13 protein-coding genes are annotated in these 19,453 nt (G+C 58.9%); 4 read left to right on the top strand and 9 right to left on the bottom strand.

Translation table 11 applies throughout. The features are described 5' to 3' along the window. Positions 1-97: 97 nt before the first annotated feature. Positions 98-1,138 carry an NADP(H)-dependent aldo-keto reductase gene (locus ACIOYV_RS31195; RefSeq protein WP_401330014.1) on the top strand — a complete coding sequence of 347 codons (1,041 nt, stop codon included), beginning with the start codon at positions 98-100 and terminating at the stop codon, positions 1,136-1,138. A 122-nt stretch (positions 1,139-1,260) separates the two neighbouring features. Here ACIOYV_RS31195 and ACIOYV_RS31190 read toward each other — a convergent pair whose 3' ends face one another. Continuing rightward, positions 1,261-2,397: an acyl-CoA dehydrogenase family protein gene (locus tag ACIOYV_RS31190; protein ID WP_054613556.1), complete on the bottom strand. Its 1,137-nt coding sequence runs from the start codon at positions 2,395-2,397 to the stop codon at positions 1,261-1,263. A gap of 244 nt (positions 2,398-2,641) precedes the next feature. On the opposite strand from ACIOYV_RS31190, the gene ACIOYV_RS31185 reads away from it, so the two are divergent. Beyond that, on the top strand, positions 2,642-3,538 hold the full coding sequence (locus tag ACIOYV_RS31185) for a GlxA family transcriptional regulator (protein WP_401330022.1): 897 nt from the start codon (positions 2,642-2,644) through the stop codon (positions 3,536-3,538). Between the two features lie 184 nt (positions 3,539-3,722). Here ACIOYV_RS31185 and zapE read toward each other — a convergent pair whose 3' ends face one another. The 3 genes from zapE to ACIOYV_RS31170 all read right to left on the bottom strand — a co-directional run bounded on the left by zapE (position 3,723) and on the right by ACIOYV_RS31170 (position 6,918). Then, positions 3,723-4,817: a cell division protein ZapE gene (gene zapE / locus ACIOYV_RS31180; protein ID WP_054045592.1), complete on the bottom strand. Its 1,095-nt coding sequence runs from the start codon at positions 4,815-4,817 to the stop codon at positions 3,723-3,725. 91 nt (positions 4,818-4,908) lie between these two features. Continuing rightward, positions 4,909-6,264, bottom strand: coding sequence for a tryptophan--tRNA ligase (locus tag ACIOYV_RS31175; RefSeq protein WP_401330011.1), 1,356 nt, complete (start codon positions 6,262-6,264; stop codon positions 4,909-4,911). A gap of 24 nt (positions 6,265-6,288) precedes the next feature. After that, the gene (locus ACIOYV_RS31170; RefSeq protein ID WP_163912026.1) at positions 6,289-6,918 is read right to left on the bottom strand and encodes an alpha/beta hydrolase; all 630 of its coding nucleotides are present in this window, start codon (positions 6,916-6,918) and stop codon (positions 6,289-6,291) included. A 144-nt stretch (positions 6,919-7,062) separates the two neighbouring features. Between ACIOYV_RS31170 and ACIOYV_RS31165 the strand changes: the two genes are divergently transcribed. Then, complete coding sequence (locus ACIOYV_RS31165) at positions 7,063-7,497, top strand: YhcB family protein (protein ID WP_163912023.1); 435 nt, start codon at positions 7,063-7,065, stop codon at positions 7,495-7,497. A 229-nt stretch (positions 7,498-7,726) separates the two neighbouring features. On the opposite strand, the gene ACIOYV_RS31160 is transcribed toward ACIOYV_RS31165, so the two are convergent. Next, positions 7,727-8,452 (bottom strand): OmpA family protein, encoded by a 726-nt coding sequence (locus tag ACIOYV_RS31160; RefSeq protein ID WP_054613551.1) that lies wholly within the window; start codon positions 8,450-8,452, stop codon positions 7,727-7,729. Between the two features lie 102 nt (positions 8,453-8,554). Next, entirely contained in the window at positions 8,555-9,199 is a 645-nt protein-coding gene (locus ACIOYV_RS31155; RefSeq protein ID WP_401330007.1) for an MBL fold metallo-hydrolase, read from the bottom strand. A gap of 211 nt (positions 9,200-9,410) precedes the next feature. Here ACIOYV_RS31155 and ACIOYV_RS31150 point away from each other — a divergent pair, with 211 nt between their 5' ends. Then, positions 9,411-12,818, top strand: coding sequence for a M10 family metallopeptidase C-terminal domain-containing protein (locus ACIOYV_RS31150; RefSeq protein WP_401330004.1), 3,408 nt, complete (start codon positions 9,411-9,413; stop codon positions 12,816-12,818). Between the two features lie 98 nt (positions 12,819-12,916). On the opposite strand, the gene ACIOYV_RS31145 is transcribed toward ACIOYV_RS31150, so the two are convergent. The 3 genes from ACIOYV_RS31145 to ACIOYV_RS31135 form a co-directional block, all read right to left on the bottom strand. Then, positions 12,917-15,655, bottom strand: coding sequence for a LuxR C-terminal-related transcriptional regulator (locus ACIOYV_RS31145; protein ID WP_401330001.1), 2,739 nt, complete (start codon positions 15,653-15,655; stop codon positions 12,917-12,919). Positions 15,656-16,026: 371 nt separating this feature from the next. Further along, positions 16,027-17,391, bottom strand: a complete 1,365-nt coding sequence (locus ACIOYV_RS31140) for a DUF1329 domain-containing protein (RefSeq protein ID WP_163912015.1) — start codon at positions 17,389-17,391, stop codon at positions 16,027-16,029. A 28-nt stretch (positions 17,392-17,419) separates the two neighbouring features. Next, on the bottom strand, positions 17,420-19,309 hold the full coding sequence (locus ACIOYV_RS31135) for a DUF1302 domain-containing protein (RefSeq protein ID WP_163912012.1): 1,890 nt from the start codon (positions 19,307-19,309) through the stop codon (positions 17,420-17,422). Positions 19,310-19,453: the final 144 nt, after the last annotated feature.

Genomic DNA, 19,453 nt, shown 5'->3' with positions numbered 1-19,453 from the left:
GCGCATCACTTCCACTGCAGAAAGAGGTGCGCAATTATGCAGATTGCGAAAAATATTTCAACCTGCTTTTATGATTGTTTTGCCCAAGGAGCACCCGATGGACTATCGCCAGCTAGGCCGAACCAATCTGAACGTGAGTGCAATCTGTCTCGGAACCATGACCTGGGGCGAGCAAAACAGCGAGGCTGAAGCCTTCGCGCAGATAGAACGGGCCAAAAGCGCCGGGATCAATTTCATCGACACCGCCGAAATGTACCCGGTGCCACCCAAGGCCGAAACCTACGCCACCACCGAGCGCTACATCGGCAATTACTTCAAGAGTAGCGGCGATCGTGCCGACTGGATCCTGGCGAGCAAGATCGCCGGCCCCGGCAACACCATCGACTACATCCGTGACAAAAACCTGCGCCACAATCGCCAGCACATCACTGAAGCCGTGGACGCCAGCCTCAAGCGCTTGCAGACCGACTACATCGATCTCTATCAATTGCACTGGCCGGAGCGCAGCACCAATTTCTTCGGTCAGCTGGGCTACAAGCACAAGATCGAAGCCAACCTGACACCGCTGGAAGACACCCTCGAAGCGCTGGACGAACAGGTCAAGGCCGGCAAGATCCGCCACATCGGCCTGTCCAACGAAACCCCGTGGGGCACCATGCGCTTCCTCGCCCTGGCCGAAGCCCGTGGCTGGCCGCGCGCCGTGTCGATCCAGAACCCGTACAACCTGCTCAACCGCAGCTTTGAAGTCGGCCTGGCGGAAATCGCCATTCGCGAACAATGCGGCCTGCTCGCCTATTCGCCTCTGGCGTTCGGTTTCCTGTCGGGCAAGTACGAAGGTGGCGCACGTCCACCGAAAGGTCGCCTGAGCCTCTACAGCCGCTTCAGCCGCTATTTCAATGCGCAGTCGGAAGCGGCCTGCAGCCGTTACGTCGCACTGGCGCGTGAACACGGCCTGGACCCGGCGCAGATGGCGTTGGCTTTCGTGACCCAGCAACCGTTCGTGACCAGCAACATCATTGGTGCGACCACGCTGGAGCAACTGGACAGCAACATTGCGAGTTTCGAGCTGAAACTTTCCGATGAAGTGCTGGCGGGGATCGAGGCGATTCACAAGGATCACCCGAACCCGGCGCCTTGATCGCCAGGTAAAAAGCCTTCGCGAGCAAGCCCGCTCCCACATTTAACCGAGTTCTCCCAGAAGAATGAGGTCGAATGTGGGAGCGGGCTTGCTCGCGAAGGCGCCCGCCCAGTCACCTCAAATCAAAGCGACCGCGCGATAATCTCCTTCATGATTTCATTGGTGCCGGCATAGATCCGCTGCACCCGCGCATCCGCCCACGCCCGGGCTACCGGGTATTCCCACATGAAGCCGTAACCGCCATGCAACTGCACGCATTCGTCGAGCACCTTGCATTGCAGGTCCGTGCCCCAGTATTTCGCCATCGCCGCCGTCGGTACGTCGAGCTTGCCTTGCAGGTGCAGTTCCAGGCACTTATCGACGAACACCCGGCCAATCTGAATTTCAGTCGCCATTTCCGCCAGTTTGAAGCGCGTGTTCTGGAAGTCAGCAATCGCCTTGCCGAACGCCTTGCGCTCGCGGGTGTAATCCAGCGTCCATTGCAGCGCCGCTTCGGCCGAAGCCAGGCCGCCGACAGCCACGGTCAGACGTTCTTGCGGCAATTCCTGCATCAGGTACGCGAAGCCCATCCCGGCCTGGCCCAACAGGTTTTCCTTCGGCACGCGTACGTCCTGAAAGAACAATTCCGAAGTGTCCTGGGCCTTCATGCCGACTTTTTCCAGGCGCTTGCCCTTGGCAAAGCCCGGCGTGTTGGCTTCCACCAGAAACAGGCTGGTGCCCTTAGCGCCGGCCTTGGGATCGGTCTTGGCGACGACAATCACCAGGTCTGCGAGAAAACCGTTAGTGATGAAGGTTTTCGAGCCGTTGATCACGTACTCATCACCGTCCAGCACTGCGGTGGTTTTCACCCCTTGCAGGTCAGAACCGGCGCCCGGCTCGGTCATCGCAATCGCCGTGACCATCTCGCCAGATACCAGTTTCGGCAGGTATTTGTGTTTCAGCGCTTCGCTGCCGTAATGCAGGATGTACGGCGCGACGATGTCGGAATGCAGCGAGAAACCGATCCCGGTCAGTCCGAGACGACCGACCTCCTCAATCACCACCGCGCTGTAGAGAAAGTCCGCACCCAGCCCGCCGTATTCTTCCGGCAGGTGCGAACAGAGCATCCCCGCCTCCCCCGCCTTGTTCCAGAGTTGACGGTCGATGTAGCCCTGTTTTTCCCATTGCCCATGGAACGGCACGGCCTCTTTTTCGAGGAACGTTCGCACGCTGTCGCGAAAGAGTTCGTGCTCGGAACTGAACAAGGTTCTGGGAATCATGCGGCACCTGTCGTTATTGTTAGAAGGAAATGACCTTCAGAGACTAAGCCCCGCTTCCGATACAGGACACTGGACACATCAGACAAAAAATAAGACGATCCAGCCGTCTGGTGACCACTTTCCCCTATAAGAATAAAGTTGAATTATGTCTAACCAAGTCTCCACGCCCCTGCGGCGCGTCAGCATCCTGGCTATCGACCGGGTTTTCGCTTCCACCCTCATGCAAGCCAAGGATTTCTTCCATCTGGCCAGCCTGCGCTACGGCAAACAACTGGGCCACGGCCTGACACCGGCGTTTGAAACCCGGCTGGTCAGCCCCGATGGCAAACCGGTGAACAGCTTCAGCGATGTGATCATGCCCGTGGACGGCGGCCTGGAAAATGCCGACATCATCATCCTGCCGGCCTTCTGGGACGATTTCGAAACACTGTGCAAACGTTATCCACAGGTGCTGCCGTGGCTGCGTGAGCAACACACTCGCGGCGCGGTGCTGTGCGGCGAAGCCACCGGGGTGTTCTGGCTGGCGGAAGCCGGGCTGCTCAACGGCAAGGAAGCGACCACTTACTGGCGCTTCTTCAACGCGTTTGCCGAGCGTTACCCGCAGGTTCACCTCAATCAGGACAAACACCTGACCGACGCGGACAACCTGTATTGCGCCGGCGGTACGACCTCAGCGTGCGACCTCTACATCTACTTGATCGAACGCTTCTGCGGCGCCAACGTGGCCCAGGCCGTGGCCCGGGACATTCTGTATGAAGTGCAGCGTAGCTACGCACCGGGCCGCATCGGTTTCGGCGGGCAGAAGCTGCACCAGGACGTGATCATCCTGCAGATCCAGCACTGGCTCGAAGAACACTTCGCTGACAAGTTTCGCTTCGAAGACGTGGCCCGCGAACACGGCATGAGCATTCGCAACTTCATGCGCCGCTTCCAGACTGCCACCGGCGACAAACCGTTGCATTACCTGCAACGCCTGCGCATCGAGACCGCCAAGGGCTTGCTGTCCGGCAGCCGCAAGAGCATCAAGACCATCAGTTATGAGGTCGGCTACGACGATGCGAGCTTCTTTGCGCGGCTGTTCCGCCAGCACACCGAATTGTCGCCGAACCAGTATCGGCAGCAGTTTCAGCAGGCTGCCTGACACAACAGAGATCCAATAATGTGGGAGCGAGCTTGCTCGCGATGACGGTGGCACATCCAGCAATGATGTGACTGACATACCGCTATCGCGAGCAAGCTCGCTCCCACAGGGTTTGGGGTGTGCCACAAGGTTTGCGCATAAAAAAGGGCCTGCATTGCAGGCCCTTTTTATTTTCCGAATCGCCTTACGGCTTATGCGCCCGGGACAGGAATTCGTGGGACTGCATTTCCAGCAGACGACTCAGCGTACGCTGGAATTCGAAGTTCAAGCGACCGCCGGTGTAGAGGTCTTTGAGCTCGACTTCGGCAGAAATGATCAGTTTCACATTACGGTCGTAGAACTCGTCGACCATGTTGATAAAGCGTCGGGCGATGTCGTCGGTGGTGACGCTCATCTGCTCGACACCGCTGAGCAACACGGCGTGGAAGATCTTGCCCAGTTCGATGTAGTCGTTCTGGCTGCGCGGGCCATCGCACAGTTCGCGGAAGTCGAACCAGGCCACGTCATCACAGGTGCGCAAGGCACGGATTTCGCGGTTTTCGATCATCAGCACATCGTTTTCGATGGCCGCTGTGCATTCAGGCGTCAGGGCACGGAAGCTTTTACGCAGGCTTTCCTGGGACGCTTCGTCGAGCGGGAAGTGGAACAGCTCGGCTTGCTCAAGGTGACGCAGACGATAATCGACGCCGCTGTCGACGTTGACGATGTCGGTGTTCTGCTTGATCAGCGCAATGGCCGGCAGGAAGCGCGCACGTTGCAAGCCGTCCTTGTACAAACCGTCCGGCACGATGTTCGAGGTCGCGACCAGGGTCACGCCGTTCTTGAACAGTTCTTCCATCAACGTGCCGAGGATCATGGCGTCGGTGATGTCGGAGACGAAGAACTCATCGAAACAAATCACCCGAGCTTCGTCGGAGAAGCGCTTGGCGATGATGGTCAGCGGGTTTTTCTCGCCACCGAGGGTCTTCATCTCTTCGTGCACGCGCTTCATGAAGCGGTGGAAGTGAGTGCGGACCTTTTCCTTGAACGGCAGGGCTTCGAAGAAGGTGTCGACCAGGTAAGTCTTGCCACGGCCAACGCCGCCCCAGAAGTACAGGCCCTTGACCGGCGCCTGGTCTTTTTTGCCAAACAGCTTGCCGAACAGGCCCGGCTTGCTCTGCGAGGCCGCGACCAGATCGTCGTACAGGCGCTGCAAATGACGCACCGCAGTTTCCTGGGCGGCGTCATGGAAGAATTCCGGGCGTTTCAGATCAGCTTGATATCGTTCTAGGGGCGTCATAATTCGTTAGCAAGGCAACAAAAACGGGCCGTCACTGTAGCGACGGCCCGTGGGAATGGCAATCGGCCCTTGGTCGGGTCGAGCCGCTGATTTATTCCTGAACCGGCGTCAACGCAACGCGCAGGGCGTCTATGGCGACGTCGCGAGCGGCGCTGTCAGCGAAGGTCGGGCTGTCGCCGACGCACGCGCCTTCCAGCCAGACACTGAAGCTCAGGTCTTCGTTGCGCACGTCCAGAGGCTGGCCCGCTTGCAGTTGCTTGGTCACCTGGCCGGCGGTTTTGCCGTCGGCGAAGTTGCGCGACAGCAGCAGTTGCTCGCCATCGGCCGCCAGCAGACGGAAGCGGAAACTGCCGTCGTCTTCGCGGAAACTGACAAAACGCGCGGCTTTCGCAGCTTTCTTCTTAGTCGTCGCAGCGACTTGGGTCTGGGCGACGAAAGAACGCAGGCCGACCGCTTCGCGCAGTTCGTGAAGGAAAGGTGTGGCCACCGAGCGAGCCTTTTTCGCGCCGATCTGCAGCATGTCTTCCAGGTCTGCCGGACGTTCGATCAACTGGTGATAGCGCTCGCGGGACTCGCCCAGTTCGCTGTCGAGCAACTGGAACAGACGATTCTTCGCCTCGCCCCAGCCCAGGCCTTGCAGCAGTTCGCTGCGGAATTCGTCGGACTGCGCCGGGGTGGCGAAGGCCTGGAACAAGGTGAACAGGTGCGAATTGTCTGGATCTTTCGCTTCGCCCGGTGCGCGGGAGTCGGTGACGATTCGCGAAATCGCGTCCTTCATCTCTTTGGCGCTGCTGAACAACGGAATGGTGTTGTCGTAGCTTTTCGACATCTTGCGACCGTCGAGGCCCGGCAGCGTGGCGACGCTTTCTTCGATCAGCGCCTCCGGCATAGTGAAGAATTCTTTGCCCTGACCGAACAGATGGTTGAAGCGCTGGCCGATGTCCCGCGCCATTTCCACGTGCTGGATCTGGTCACGACCGACCGGCACTTTGTGCGCGTTGAACATCAGGATGTCCGCAGCCATCAGCACCGGGTAGCTGTACAAACCCATGGTGATGCCGGCATCCGGGTCTTCGCCGGTCTCGACATTCTTGTCCACCGAGGCCTTGTAAGCGTGGGCGCGATTGAGCAGGCCCTTGGCGGCAACGCAGGTCAGCAGCCAGGTCAGCTCGGGGATTTCCGGGATGTCGGACTGGCGATAGAAGGTCACGCGATCGACGTCGAGGCCACCGGCCAGCCAGGTCGCGGCGATTTCCAGACGCGAGCGCTGGATGCGCAGCGGGTCATCGCATTTGATCAGGGCGTGGTAGTCGGCCAGGAAGTAGAACGAATCGGCATTGCTGTCACGGCTGGCGACGATCGCCGGGCGGATGGCGCCGGCGTAGTTGCCCAGGTGCGGCGTGCCGGTGGTGGTGATGCCGGTGAGAATACGGGTACGAGTCGTCATGGGTAATCGCTTGTCAGACTGCAATCAATTCGAAAGACGCGGCAGGATCAGATCCTTGAGATCGGTCAGCTTGCCATGAAAAAAGTGTCCGCATTCTGCCACTTTCAGCAGCTCATGGGGGCGATCGAGTTTGTCGGACCAGTCGTAGACGAGCTGCGGATCGATGACTTCGTCGGTTTCTGGCTGAATCAGGGTCAGCTCGCCGTGTTGCGGCAGTTGATCCTGATCGCCGAGGCGCATCACCGCCGGCGCAACCATGAACAAATGTTTCAGCTGTTCGCCCTGCGCTTCCAGGCGTCCGCCGAGGCTGGCGGCAACAAAACCACCGAAGGAGAAACCAAACAGCGTCAACGGCAAGTCCGGGTGTTTGGCCCGCAGCCATTCGGCGGCCGCCTGGGCATCGTCGACTTCACCGGTGCCCATGTCGTGGCTGCCTGCGCTGGTGCCAACGCCACGGTAATTGAAACGCAAGGTCACCAAACCGGCGTCGCGAGCGGTGCGCTGCAAGGTCGACACGACTTTATTGAGCATGGTGCCGCCCTGCACCGGGTTCGGATGGCAGATCAGCGCAATGCCGCGCGGCTGCTCGTTATCCAGGTACAAACTTTCCAGTTGACCGACGGGGCCATCAATCACTACAGGGGTTTCGCGCATAAGCAAGGAAGGAACTCCGTGACCTCGAATCGGGTCGACTCGTCTAGCAAATTGTCTGTGCCAATCTATTGCGAGTGAATCGCGGTATACAGCGCAGGTTCGAGCCGTTAACGTAAAGCAAAGCCGTTTATAGAGGAAGGACTCGTGGAACACTCGCTCTTAGTTTGGTTGTTGCCGACTCTTGCCCTGGTTGTGGGTGTCGCCGTTGGATTCCTGATCGCTCGCCTGGTGCCAAATGCCGCTCCTAGCAGCACACAACGTCAGCTGGATGATATTCAGGAACGTTTCGACAGTTATCAGAACGAGGTGGTTACTCACTTCAACAGCACTGCCTCGCTGGTCAAGAAACTGACTGCGAGCTATCAGGAAGTGCAGGATCATCTCGCCGAGGGTGCCAATCGTCTGGCCCTGGACGAGCAGACTCGCCAACGCTTGCTGGCCGCCCTGCACGCCGACGCCACCGTGGCGCCACGGGAACGCCTGACGCCACCGCGCAATCAGGAGCCGCCTCGCGACTACGCGCCAAAAGCCCCGAACGCGCCGGGCATGCTCGATGAGCATTACGGCCTGAAGAAGTAATCAGGTTTCGCGCTACGCAAAAAGCCCTCGGATGAGTGATTGTCCGGGGGCTTTTTTGTGGCTGATGATTTCTTCGCCTGCACTGGCCTCTTCGCGAGCAGGCTCGCTCCCACATTTGAAACGCGTTTCCCCTGTGGGAGCGAGCCTGCTCGCGAAGGGGTCCGAACAGACGACACAAAAAAACCGCCCGATCTGCTGAAGATCGGGCGGTTTTTTTAACACTCGAAGCTTACTGGTACTGCTGAACAGGCTGCCCCTGCTGCTGATACTGCTGACCCGGAATCGCCTTCAGGTTGACCTCGACCCGACGGTTCTGCGCCCGGCCATTGACGTCGCCGTTGCTGGCAATCGGGTTATCCGGTCCGGCGCCACGGGCCGACAGGTTGGCACCGCTGACACCTTGGGACGTCAGGTACGTCGCCACGCTCTGGGCACGACGCTGGGACAGGTCCATGTTGTGCTGACGGGCGCCGGTGCTGTCGGTGTAGCCGACGATCTCGATCTGGTTCTGGCTGAACTCCTTGAGCGAGCCTGCCAGGTTGTTCAGCGGCTGATAGAAGCTGGACGCGATGTTCGCCGAATCGGTGGCAAACGTGATGTTGCCCGGCATGATCAGCTTGATCTGATCGCCCTGGCGCTGCACTTCAACCCCGGTGTTGGCCATGCTGGCCCGCAGCTTTTTCTCTTGCTGGTCGGCGTAGTAGCCGTAACCGGCAGCGGAAGCCCCCACCACCGCAGCGCCAATCAGCGCGCCTTTGCCACGATTATCGTGACCGATCGCGGCACCCGCCAAAGCACCCGCCAGGGCGCCGAGGCCACCGTACTTGGCGGTCTTGCTCATGCCTTGGGAACCGCCATCGGCCTGTCCCTGATTGTCATAAGGATTAGGTGAAGCGCAGCCAGACAACAAGGCCACAGCAGTTGCGACAATAATCAAACGCTGCTTGGTGAACATGAAGAGCTCCTACTTTTTGCATTCTGAGGTGCAACGGACCAAGGCATCGGCCTATGCGGGCGTTGGATCATTTGCGCGAGTAAAAATTCCGCTGGTTACAATTCAGGCCCGCACAAACGGGTTCTCGCGCATTTCATCACCCAGACGAGTATCCGGACCATGGCCAGTGACCACGGTGGCTTCCTCGTCGAGGGTATACAGCCGCTGCTTGATCGACCGCACGATGGTCGCCTGATCGCCACCCCACAAATCCGTGCGCCCTACCCCACGCTTGAACAACGTGTCACCGGCAATCAGCAGCTTAGCCTCTGAAAACCAAAAGCTCATGGAACCTGGCGTATGCCCCGGCGTATGAATCGCCACGCCACAGCCACAGGCCAACTCTTCATCATCAGCCAACCAGCGATCCGGCGATGGCACCGGCGTGTACGGCACGCCGAACATCTGGCATTGCATCTCCAGGTTGTCCCACAGGAACTGATCTTCTTTGTGCAGATGAAGAGTGGCGCCGGTTTTTTCTTTCAACTGACCGGAGGCCAGGAAGTGATCGAGGTGCGCGTGGGTGTGGATGATGGTTACCACCTTCAGGCCCAGAGCGTCGAGGCGAGCGAGGATCAGTTCGTGGTTTCCACCGGGGTCGACGACGATGGCTTTTTTAGTGATCGGATCGCCGATGATGGTGCAGTTGCACTGGAGCGGGCCGACGGGGAAGGTTTCGCGAATAAGTGCGGAACTGGGAATGGTCATGGACTTTGATGGCCTGTGCTGAACGGAAGGCAGTGAAGATGGCTTCAGGATTCTACGCCACTCGCCGATACAGATCGCCAGGCCAGTTATTTGACGCCATTAATCAGAAAAGTAGTGGCCATATGATGCCAAGCGCACCGTTTTTGGTGCAAAATCGGACTTTTGTAGCGGTCACATCCAGGAAGGGCCGCAGCGCACTCAGGAAACTTGCATGCCTACGCCACTCACTTACTCCTTCAGCTTTCCGTCGACACTCACTGGCAACACGGCAGTCGACAGCCTGCTATCGGGCAATTACTGGTTAGGTGCCAACTGGGGCACGAATCAGTCTTCGACCAATCTCAGCTACAGTTTCATTTCGGAAAGCACCTCGTATTTCGGCACTAACTACAGTGCCAACAACGAGTATACCGACGCTTATGAGTTGACGAAGGCACAGCAAAGCGCAGTCATCAGCGCCTTGAGTACCTGGAGCGCGGTCGCCAACATCAAGTTCACACTGACCAGCGATAACGCGACAAATGTCGGCGACTTGCGCTTCGGTGGTTATGCGCAGATGGATAGCGATGCGGCGGCCTGGGCGTATCTTCCCGATAACTCGCCCAAAGCGGGTGACGTATGGATCGGCCCGGCCACGGACGAAGTGAACCCGAGCAAAGGCTCTTACGACTACCTGACATTTGTGCATGAAATCGGCCATGCAATCGGCCTCAAACATCCATTTTCAGCGTCGGCGAGCAACCCGACGATCCTCGACGCATCACTGGACGATGTGCGATTCACGGTCATGAGTTACAACGACTCGTATGCGTATCAGCCTACGACCCCCATGTTGCTGGATATTCTCGCGATCCAGAGCTTGTACGGTGCCAATATGCTTTGGCAGACCGGTAACAACGTCTACAAGTGGGCGCCCGACCAATCGGTGTACGAAACTATCTGGGACGCGGGAGGTAACGACGGCATTGATGCCAGCAACCAACTGGCGGCTGTCACCATCGATCTCAACGAAGGCCATTTCAGCCAGATAGGTAAAGCTTTTCTCGACCTTACGACCCTGACTAACTTCAATCAGGGATTGGCGATTGCCTACGGCACAAAAATTGAAAACGCCTACGGTTCCTCCTTTGACGACGTGCTGATCGGCAACGACCTGGACAATACTCTGGTCGGAATGGCTGGTGCCGACACCATGACCGGTGGCGCAGGGAACGACACTTATTACGTCGACAACGCGGGCGATACAGTCATCGAGACAGGTACTTCGCTGACAGAGATCGATACAGTCTTCTCTGAAGTCGGCTATGTACTGGGCGCCAACGTTGAAAACCTTACGCTGTTGGGCAGCAGCAATCTGTACGGTATCGGCAACACACTGAACAACACGATCATCGGTAACGCTGGAAGCAACTTTCTGGATGGCGGCGCCGGCGCCGACACGCTGATCGGTGGTAACGGTGATGACATCTACCTGGTCGAGAACGCTCAGGATGTGATCATCGAAACCAACGCCGCGGGCAGCGGGATCGATACCGTGCGAGCGTCGTTGAACTGGGCCCTGGGCGCCAACCTGGAAAACCTCGAGCTGTTGGGTAACGCGAACCTCAATGGCAATGGCAACGAACTGAACAACGTCCTGACCGGCAACGATGGCAACAACATCCTCGACGGCCTGGGCGGCGTAGATACGATGATTGGTGGCGCCGGCAACGATGTCTACGTCCTCGACCAGTTCGCCGAACTTGGCCTGGTCCAGGAGCTCGCCAACCAGGGCCGCGATGGCCTGTACATCACCTACGGGGTGAGCGCCCAGACCAATGTTGTCAACCTGAACCTGAGCAACCTGCAGAACATCGAAAACGTCACCCTCGCCGGTGACGGAACCTTCACCGTGGTAGGCAATAGCCTGAACAACAGTCTGCTGGGCAACGTCGGGATCAACGCGTTGTACGGCGGCGCGGGTAGCGACTACCTCGACGGCGGGGCTGGCGCCGACTTCCTGTATGGCGGCACTGGCGACGACGTTTATGTGGTGGATAACACAGACGACAAAGTCATCGAAGCGGCCGGCGAGGGATACGATAAAGTCCTCAGCTACGCCAATTTCGTGATGTCCGACAACATTGAAGATGGCCAGTTACTCGGCAGCGCAAATATCAGCCTGACCGGTAATGCATTGAACAACACATTGACCGGCAACGCGGGAGGCAACGTCCTCGATGGCGGTGCTGGTGCCGATACCCTGGATGGCGGTGCAGGCAACGACACTTATTATGTCGACAACATCGCAGACATCATTATCGAGCGCGGTACCTCGCTCACGGAAATCGACACTGTTTACTCGCTGCTGAGCTGGACCCTGGGTGCCAACCTGGAAAATCTCACGCTACGTGGCAATGAATATCTGTATGCCATCGGCAACACGTTGAACAACACGATCATCGGTAACTCGGGGAATAATTTCATCGATGGCGGCGCCGGCGCCGACACGCTGATCGGTGGTAACGGTGATGATATCTACCTGGTCGAGAACGCTCAGGATGTGATCATCGAAACCAACGCCGCGGGCAGCGGGATCGATACCGTACGAGCGTCGTTGAACTGGGCCCTGGGCGCCAACCTGGAAAACCTCGAGCTGTTGGGTAACGCGAACCTCAATGGTAATGGCAACGAACTGAACAACGTCCTGACCGGCAACGATGGCAACAACATCCTCGACGGCCTGGGCGGCGTAGATACGATGATTGGTGGCGCCGGCAACGATGTCTACGTCCTCGACCAGTTCGCCGAACTTGGCCTGGTCCAGGAGCTCGCCAACCAGGGCCGCGATGGTCTGTACATCACCTACGGGGTGAGCGCCCAGACCAACGTTGTCAACCTGAACCTGAGCAACCTGCAGAACATCGAAAACGTCACCCTCGCCGGTGACGGAACCTTCACCGTGGTAGGCAATAGCCTGAACAACAGTTTGCTGGGCAACGTCGGGATCAACGCGTTGTACGGCGGCGCGGGTAGCGACTACCTCGACGGCGGGGCTGGCGCCGACTTCCTGTATGGCGGCACTGGCGACGACGTTTATGTGGTGGATAACACAGACGACAAAGTCATCGAAGCGGCCGGCGAGGGATACGACAAAGTCCTCAGCTATGCCTCATTCACCCTGTCGGACAATGTCGAAGAGGGTCAACTGCTCGGTACCAGCAGTGTGAGACTTTATGGCAACTCGCTGAATAACGTGCTCACCGGCAACTCGGGCAACAACAGTCTGGATGGCGGCATGGGCACTGATATCCTCACTGGCGGTGCGGGAGCGGACAAATTCATCTTCAGTGCTGTCAACGAGATCGGCCTTGGCGCCAACCGCGACGTCATCACTGATTTCAACAGCTCGCAAGGAGACAAAATCGACCTTTCCTGGTTCGATTCCAATCTTCTGGTCCCAGGCAACAGCACCTTCAGCTTCATCGGTGCGAATGAGTTCTCGGGTGCAGGACAATTGCGCTTCGTTGATCACATTCTCTCAGGCAACGTCAGCGGTAACGCCGGCCCGGATTTCGAAATCCAGCTGGTGGGGGTAGACAGCTTCAGCGCCAACAACCTGGCTACCTGGTCGGTTTGACCGTAACGAAATAGCCGGCTTGCGGACCAGGCCGGTATACAAACAAAACGCCCCGACAGATTCGGGGCGTTTTTGTTGGTGATTACACAACGCTTCGGTTAGCCCAGCACACCCAGCTCCTTCGCCCGCGCCACGGCTTGTGTGCGCCGCTCCACCCCAAGCTTGCTGTTGATATGGCTGGCGTGGGTTTTCACCGTGTGCAGGGAAATAAACAGCTGATCACTGATTTCCTGGTTCGAACAACCTTGGGCGATCAACCGCAAGACGGCCAGCTCACGGGTGCTGAGGGTTTCCGCGCCTGGGGATAACTCCAGAGCCGGACGGGGGATAGCGGCAGGCAGTTTTTCTATAAGGTTTTGCGAAACAGCTGTCTGGGCACAGAGTTGCAGTTGCCCACGCAGCCAGTCCGGGTGTTCGGCCAGTAAGCCGTCGAACGGTTGCAGGACGCCACCGGCTGCGGCTTCCAAGGCCTGGGTCAACGCTTTACGCGCCTCTGGCTCACGTCCGCCCGCAAGCAACAATGTGATTTTCTGCGTCAGCGCCATCACACTGAGCATCTGTCGTCCCGTTTGCTGGCCATGTTCCAGTAGCGCATTCAATCGCCCTTCCGCCAGCATCGGCTGGCCTTGGATCACATCAAGCAGCGCTTGCTGCAATTCGATGTGCAATGGCAATTGTGGGTGGAATTCCGGTGGTGCGGCGGCGCGTTCGCCGTTGTAAGTCTGGCCCAATCGTGCGAGCCACGCTTCTGCCAGGTCGGTGCGGCCCTGGGCCAGCCAGAGTTCGCATTTGACCAGGGTGATCATCGCCAGGTAGTAGATCGGCGGGACGTCCCAGATGTGCATCAGCCGTTCGGCCTCGGCCAGTTCAGCGAAGGCTTTGGCGAACTCGCCGCTGCTGCCGTCGAGCCTGGCGATTACGCAGTGGCCGATCAAAACGCTGATATCGCGACAGGCCCGGGCTTCACTCAAACCGGCCTGCAAACGTAAGCGTGCGGCCTGTGGCTGCAAGCGCAGGGCCAGCAAGAAACCTTCGTACAAGATCAGTCGGGCCCGCACCGCGTAGAGCCGTTGTGGCGACAAGCCGTGCAGACGCTGCAGGCCCTGGCGGACTTCATCCAGCGAACGCAGGATTTCCCCTCGGGCCTGCAACACGCGGGCGCGGTCGTAATGGGCCAACGCTTCGAACAAGGGATTGCCGACGCGCTGCGCCAACTCCAGAGACTCACGATTCAGCCCCCGCGCCCGCCACAAGTCGCCATCGGCAATGGCCAGGTTGGACAAGGTCGAGAGACACATCAGGCGCTGGCCGTAGCGTTTGGCCGGCAGGCTCTCCAGCGCTTCGCTGCAATAGAGCAACGTCAATTCACGATTGCCGCGACCCCGGGCGATGATGCCGCTGAGGGCCAGCCATTGCGCCAGCATGGACTTCTGCGCCGTGGCCGATGGCGCCGGCAGGAAGCGGCTCAAGTGATTGGCCAGCTCTTCGGCAGCATCCAGCTGACAGGCCAGCCCCAGCGCCCAGCTGTAGAGCACGATCAGCCGTGGCGTGCTGATCAGCAGGCTGTCGGGCAAGTCCATTTTCCAGCGCAGCAGCATGCCGACGTTCTGCTCCGCCAGCAGTTGTTCTTCAGACAGGTTTTGCACCAGATTCGCCGCGACATCCAGATGCCCGGCGCGCAATGCTTGCTCCACTGCTTCATCGAGCAAGCCTTGGGCATTGAACCAACGGCAGGCGCGCAAATGCAGGCTGGCGGCCGGCACCAGGGCCTGGGTCTTGGGTCGCGTACGCAACAAGTCGGAAAACAGATGGTGATAACGGTACCAGTGACCGTGCTCGTCCAGCGGCACCAGGAAAACCTGATGCGCCAGCAGGAAGCTGAGGATTTCCGCGCTGTCATGGGCTTCGCGCACGGCGTCGCACAGCTCGCTGCAAAAACGCTCCTGAGGCGCGGTGTCGTACAGGAATGCCTGTACTTCGGCCGGCAAACAATCGATGACTTCTTCCAGCAGGTAATCGCGGATCAGCCCTTCCCCGCCATGCAGCGACTGCGGCAACGCACCCTCGCTGCCGGCTTCGGAGGCCGCCAACAGCCAGAAGCGCAGGCCGGCCACCCAGCCTTCACTGCGCTGGATCAGGTTTTCCAGGGCCTCGCCGCGTAATGAACTGCTGTGGCGATCCAGCAGGGTCAGGGCTTCGTCGTGGGTCAGGCGCAGGTCTTGCTCATGCAGTTCGAGCAATTGCCGCGACAGACGCAGCCGCGCCAGGTGCCAGTCGGGACGTTGCCGACTGGTGACCATGACCAGCAGTCCATCGGGCAAATGATTGAGGAAGAATTGCAGGCAGCGATCAAGCACCGGCCCTTGGGCCAAATGGTAGTCATCCAGCACCAGCAACAGGGGCGTACTCGGCGATAAATGCACGGCCAGTTCATCCAGCAGACCGTCCAGCCACTCCTCGAAAGCAAACGGTTGATGGCGTTGACGCATTTTCAACAGCCCGAGCGCCTTGCTGCCCAGTTGCGGAAAATAGTCCTGAAGGCCTTCGAGCAGACGCTCGAGGAAACGTCCCGGATCATTGTCACGCGGACTCAGCCCCAGCCACAGGCTTTGCCAGTGCGCCGGCAGTCCCTGACAGAACTCCACGGCCAGCGAACTCTTGCCGAACCCCGCCGGTGCGCTGACCAGCAGCAACCGCCCACTCAGCCCCGCGCTCAGGCGTTCGCACAAGCGAGGTCGCAGCACATGGCCGTCAGGCAGCGGGGGCCGGAAGAAACGCCCGTCCAGTGCCGCGACGGCAACGCTTGCAGGACCCGGAAGTGGGGACAGATCAGTCATGGCCGGCTCTTGTTTGAAATGCTGTTGGCGGCGTTGCAGATGTCCGCAGACTAGCGGTAAACGAAGAGGTATTGAAGGTTGTTGCTACAAATGGCTACAAAAAGACTACAACCCGATAACCGCACCGAATCTGAATCCCTTGTAGCAGCTGCCGAGCAGCGCGAGGCTGCGTTCGGCTGTGAAGCAGTCCTGAGACCAGGCGACGCGGTGCATCAGGAAGACCGTGCACTCAGGTTTTACGACTGCTTCGCAGCCGAACGCAGCCTCGCGCTGCTCGGCAGCTGCTACGACAGGCCGTTATGGACTTCCAATAAAAACGCCCCGAACCAGTCGGGGCGTTTTTCGAGGATGCGGCCTCTGTCTACAGCGTGTTAGCGAACACCATCCTGACGCAGTGCAGCCGGGGTGAAGTCGCTGGTGGTGGCGGTGAAGCCGAAGTCATACGCCGATTTTTCTTCGTTCTTCATGCCCAGTGCCAGGTAGCGACCCGATTGCAGGTCATACAGAGTTTCCAGGGCGTACCACGGCACTTGCTTGTCGTAGTAGTTCTCGGCGTGGGCTTCTGCAACGCGCCACAGCTGATTACGGCCGTCGTAGTGATCGATCACCGCAGCCTGCCAGGTGTCTTCGTCGATGTAGAAGTCACGCTTGGCATAGATGTGGCGCTGACCTTCCTTCAGGGTTGCAACCACATGCCAGACCCGGCGCAGTTCGTAACGAGCCAGATCCTGGTTGATGTGGCCGGCCTTGATGATGTCGGCGTATTTCAGCTTCGGATCGTCGAGCTTGTAACTGTCGGAGGCGATGTACATCTCTTTCTTGCCTTCGAGTTTCCAGTCGTAGCGATCCGGCGCACCGTTGTACATGTCCAGGTTATCGGAGGTACGCAGGCCATCAGCGGCAGTACCCGGCCCGTCATAGGACACTTGCGGAGCACGACGCACACGACGCTGACCGGCGTTGTAGACCCACGCCGAACGCGGTTCCTTCACTTGGTCGAGGGTTTCGTGCACCAGCAGCACACCACCGGCCAGACGTGCCGGCGCGGTCACTTTCTGCTTGAAGTAGAACAGGATGTTGCCCGGGTTTTTCGGGTCGTAGTCCTTCATCTTGTCGCGGAACACGAACTGATCCTGGAAGTACACCAGGCTGAACGAGCCGTTCGGCTGTGGCGTGGCCTGGGTTACCAGACGCGTCACGCTGCCGCCGCGATAGCGGGTGATGTGGTTCCAGATGACTTCGACGCCGCTTTTCGGAATCGGGAACGGTACGGCGGTTTCAAAGTTTTCCAGGCCGTTGCCGCCGGACACCAGGTTAGTGTTGGTGGCGTTTTTCTTGATGGAGGCGAACACGTCATCCGGCACGGTGGCACCGCGATGGGACGGGTAGACCGGCATCTTGAAGGTTTCCGGGTAGCGCTTGAACATCGCGTACTGGCCCGGAGCAAGCTTCTCTTTGTACTGGTCAACGTTCTGCGCGGTGATGGTGAACAGCGGTTTTTCACTGGCATACGGGTCGGACAGGAAGCCCTTGCTGTCGACAGTGCCGGCATTCTTCGCCAGAGGTTTCCAGGCCGGAATCGAACCGTCGGCATTGCCCGCCATTTCGGCGCCCATCGGCGTCAGGCTTTTGCCCAGCTTGTCCGCTTCAGCGGCAGGCACCGCGGCCATGACGCTTGTCGCCAGCAGCGACAGCCCCAGAACACCGGCGTGGAACAGACTCTTTGTTATTTTCATATGTGTGTTCGTCCTGAAAAAGCAGTGCTTAGAAGTTCACGCCGAAGCTGAGCGCAACGAAGTCGCGGTCGTCGACGGTGGTGTACTTGCCATCAAAGAAGTTGGTGTAGGCCAGGCTCGCGGTGTAGGTGTTCTGGTATTCGGCATCGACACCCAGGCTCACCGCTTTGCGACCTTCCTCGAAGTTGCCGCCAGGGCCAGGCGAGTAACCGCTGACGTCATGCGACCAGGCCACGTTCGGCTTGAGGTTTACACCGGCAAACACGTCGTTGTATTCCCAGATGGCCCGACCGCGATAACCCCACGAGGTCGCCGTGGTGAAGCCTTCGTTGGTGCAGTTACGGCTGCGGTTGTTCTGTGGCGAACCAGGACCGGCGCCATTGATGGTGCTGGCGTTGAGGATGTTGGCGCAGGTATTGGCGGTGCCGGTAGCCGGCAATTCACCCGGACCGTAGACCGGATCACGGCCATAACGGACATCGGAAGTGCTTTCCAGGCCGCCGACGTGGGTCACGCCCACTTCACCGACCAGGGTCAGACGGCTGGCGCCCATGACTTGGTCAAAGAAGTGCGTCAGGGTGGTCTGGAACTGGGTGATTTCCTTGCGACGATAACCGTGCAGGTCCTGGCCCGGCACACCGGTCAGCAAGGACGCATTGGACAAGGCACCACCGATAGGACGCACACCGGCGAACAGGATGTCGGTGGAGTTCAGTTGCACCGGTGCGTTCGGACGGTAGCTGATCTCACCGCTCCACGCCGTACCGGTAGGCAGGGTGGTGGAGAAGCTCAAGCCGTACAGACGGATGTCTTCCGGGTATTCAACGAAGTATTCCGAGTTGCCTGCCACCAGCAACGGGGCGAGTGCCGCAAACGGTCCTGGCAGCGCTCGTGCAGTGTTGTAGACCGATTGTGGAGCACCGGTGGCGCTGAAGATCGGCGCGCGGCTGTGGTAGTTCATGAAGTAGGCGCCGAACTCGGTGTCCAGCGGGTCGAACATGTACTTCAGGGACGCGCCCCACTGGCCGCTGTCACGCGCATCGCGATCGCCACCGCGACGGACCAGCACGCCTTCTTCGTTGACGTCGACGCCATTGGCGGCCAACGGGCCCAAGGCAATGGCCGGAATCTGCGAACGCTTGTTCAGCACGCGCAGGTTGCTGTCGCATCCGTCGGCAATGATGTCTGGCTGGGAGAAGAACGTGCCGCAGTTATCGACGACAGTCTGGTCCCACTCGAGCTGGTAGAAGGCCTCGGCCGACAGGCTTTCGGTCAGGCTCTGGGACACGTAGAACATGTTGACCGGAATCAGGCCTTCCTTGATCTCGGCACCCGGACGACGGAACGCGGACACGTCGATCGGGTTGATCGAGTTGATGCCGCCGCCGATGAAGGTACTTTCACCCCAGCTCACTACCTGCTTGCCCAGACGCACGGAACCCGGCTGATCGGCAATGGAGTAGTTGTGGTAGACGAAGGCGTCGAGGATCTGCCCACCGGCGGACTTGGCGCCTTCCTTGCGGTTGTTGTCACTGATGTCCTTGAACTCGCGACTTTCGTCCTTGAGTTCAAAGTCGTACCAGTATTTACCGCGGACGAAGACCCCGGTGTCGCCGTATTTCAATTCAAGGTCGTGGATGCCCTTGAAGATTTTCGAGAAGGTTTCCCCGCTCTTGAAGTTTGCGTGACCGTCATCGGACGTCTGTGACAGGCCGTGGCCGCCGTTGTTGACGCCGATAAGGTTCTTGTTGGGACTCTGAGTAGACCAACTGGCACCGATCGACAGGGATGAGTCGAACTGACCTTCGATTTCACCGACGTTGAAACTGACGCCGAATGCAGGCCCGGCGAGCGAAGAGGCGAGACTGACCGCCAGGGGCAATTTCGCCCGGCGCCAGAACTGGTTTACTGATGTCATCGACGCTACTCCATGTGCATTATTGTTATGGCAGTGAGTACTTTTAAAAACGTTGTGGAAGACCGGAAGCCAAGGCGTCCCGAATTCATTCCCAAGGTGCATCGCCCCGTTTGTGCGTTTGCTCCGTTCTTAAAAATCCTTGAG

The sequence above is a fragment of the Pseudomonas sp. NPDC087342 genome (assembly GCF_044744265.1).
In the GTDB taxonomy this organism is placed as follows: Bacteria; Pseudomonadota; Gammaproteobacteria; order Pseudomonadales; family Pseudomonadaceae; genus Aquipseudomonas; species Aquipseudomonas nunensis.
The sequence above is the reverse complement of the archived record's forward strand: the minus strand, read 5'-3'. Positions and strand labels throughout refer to the sequence as shown.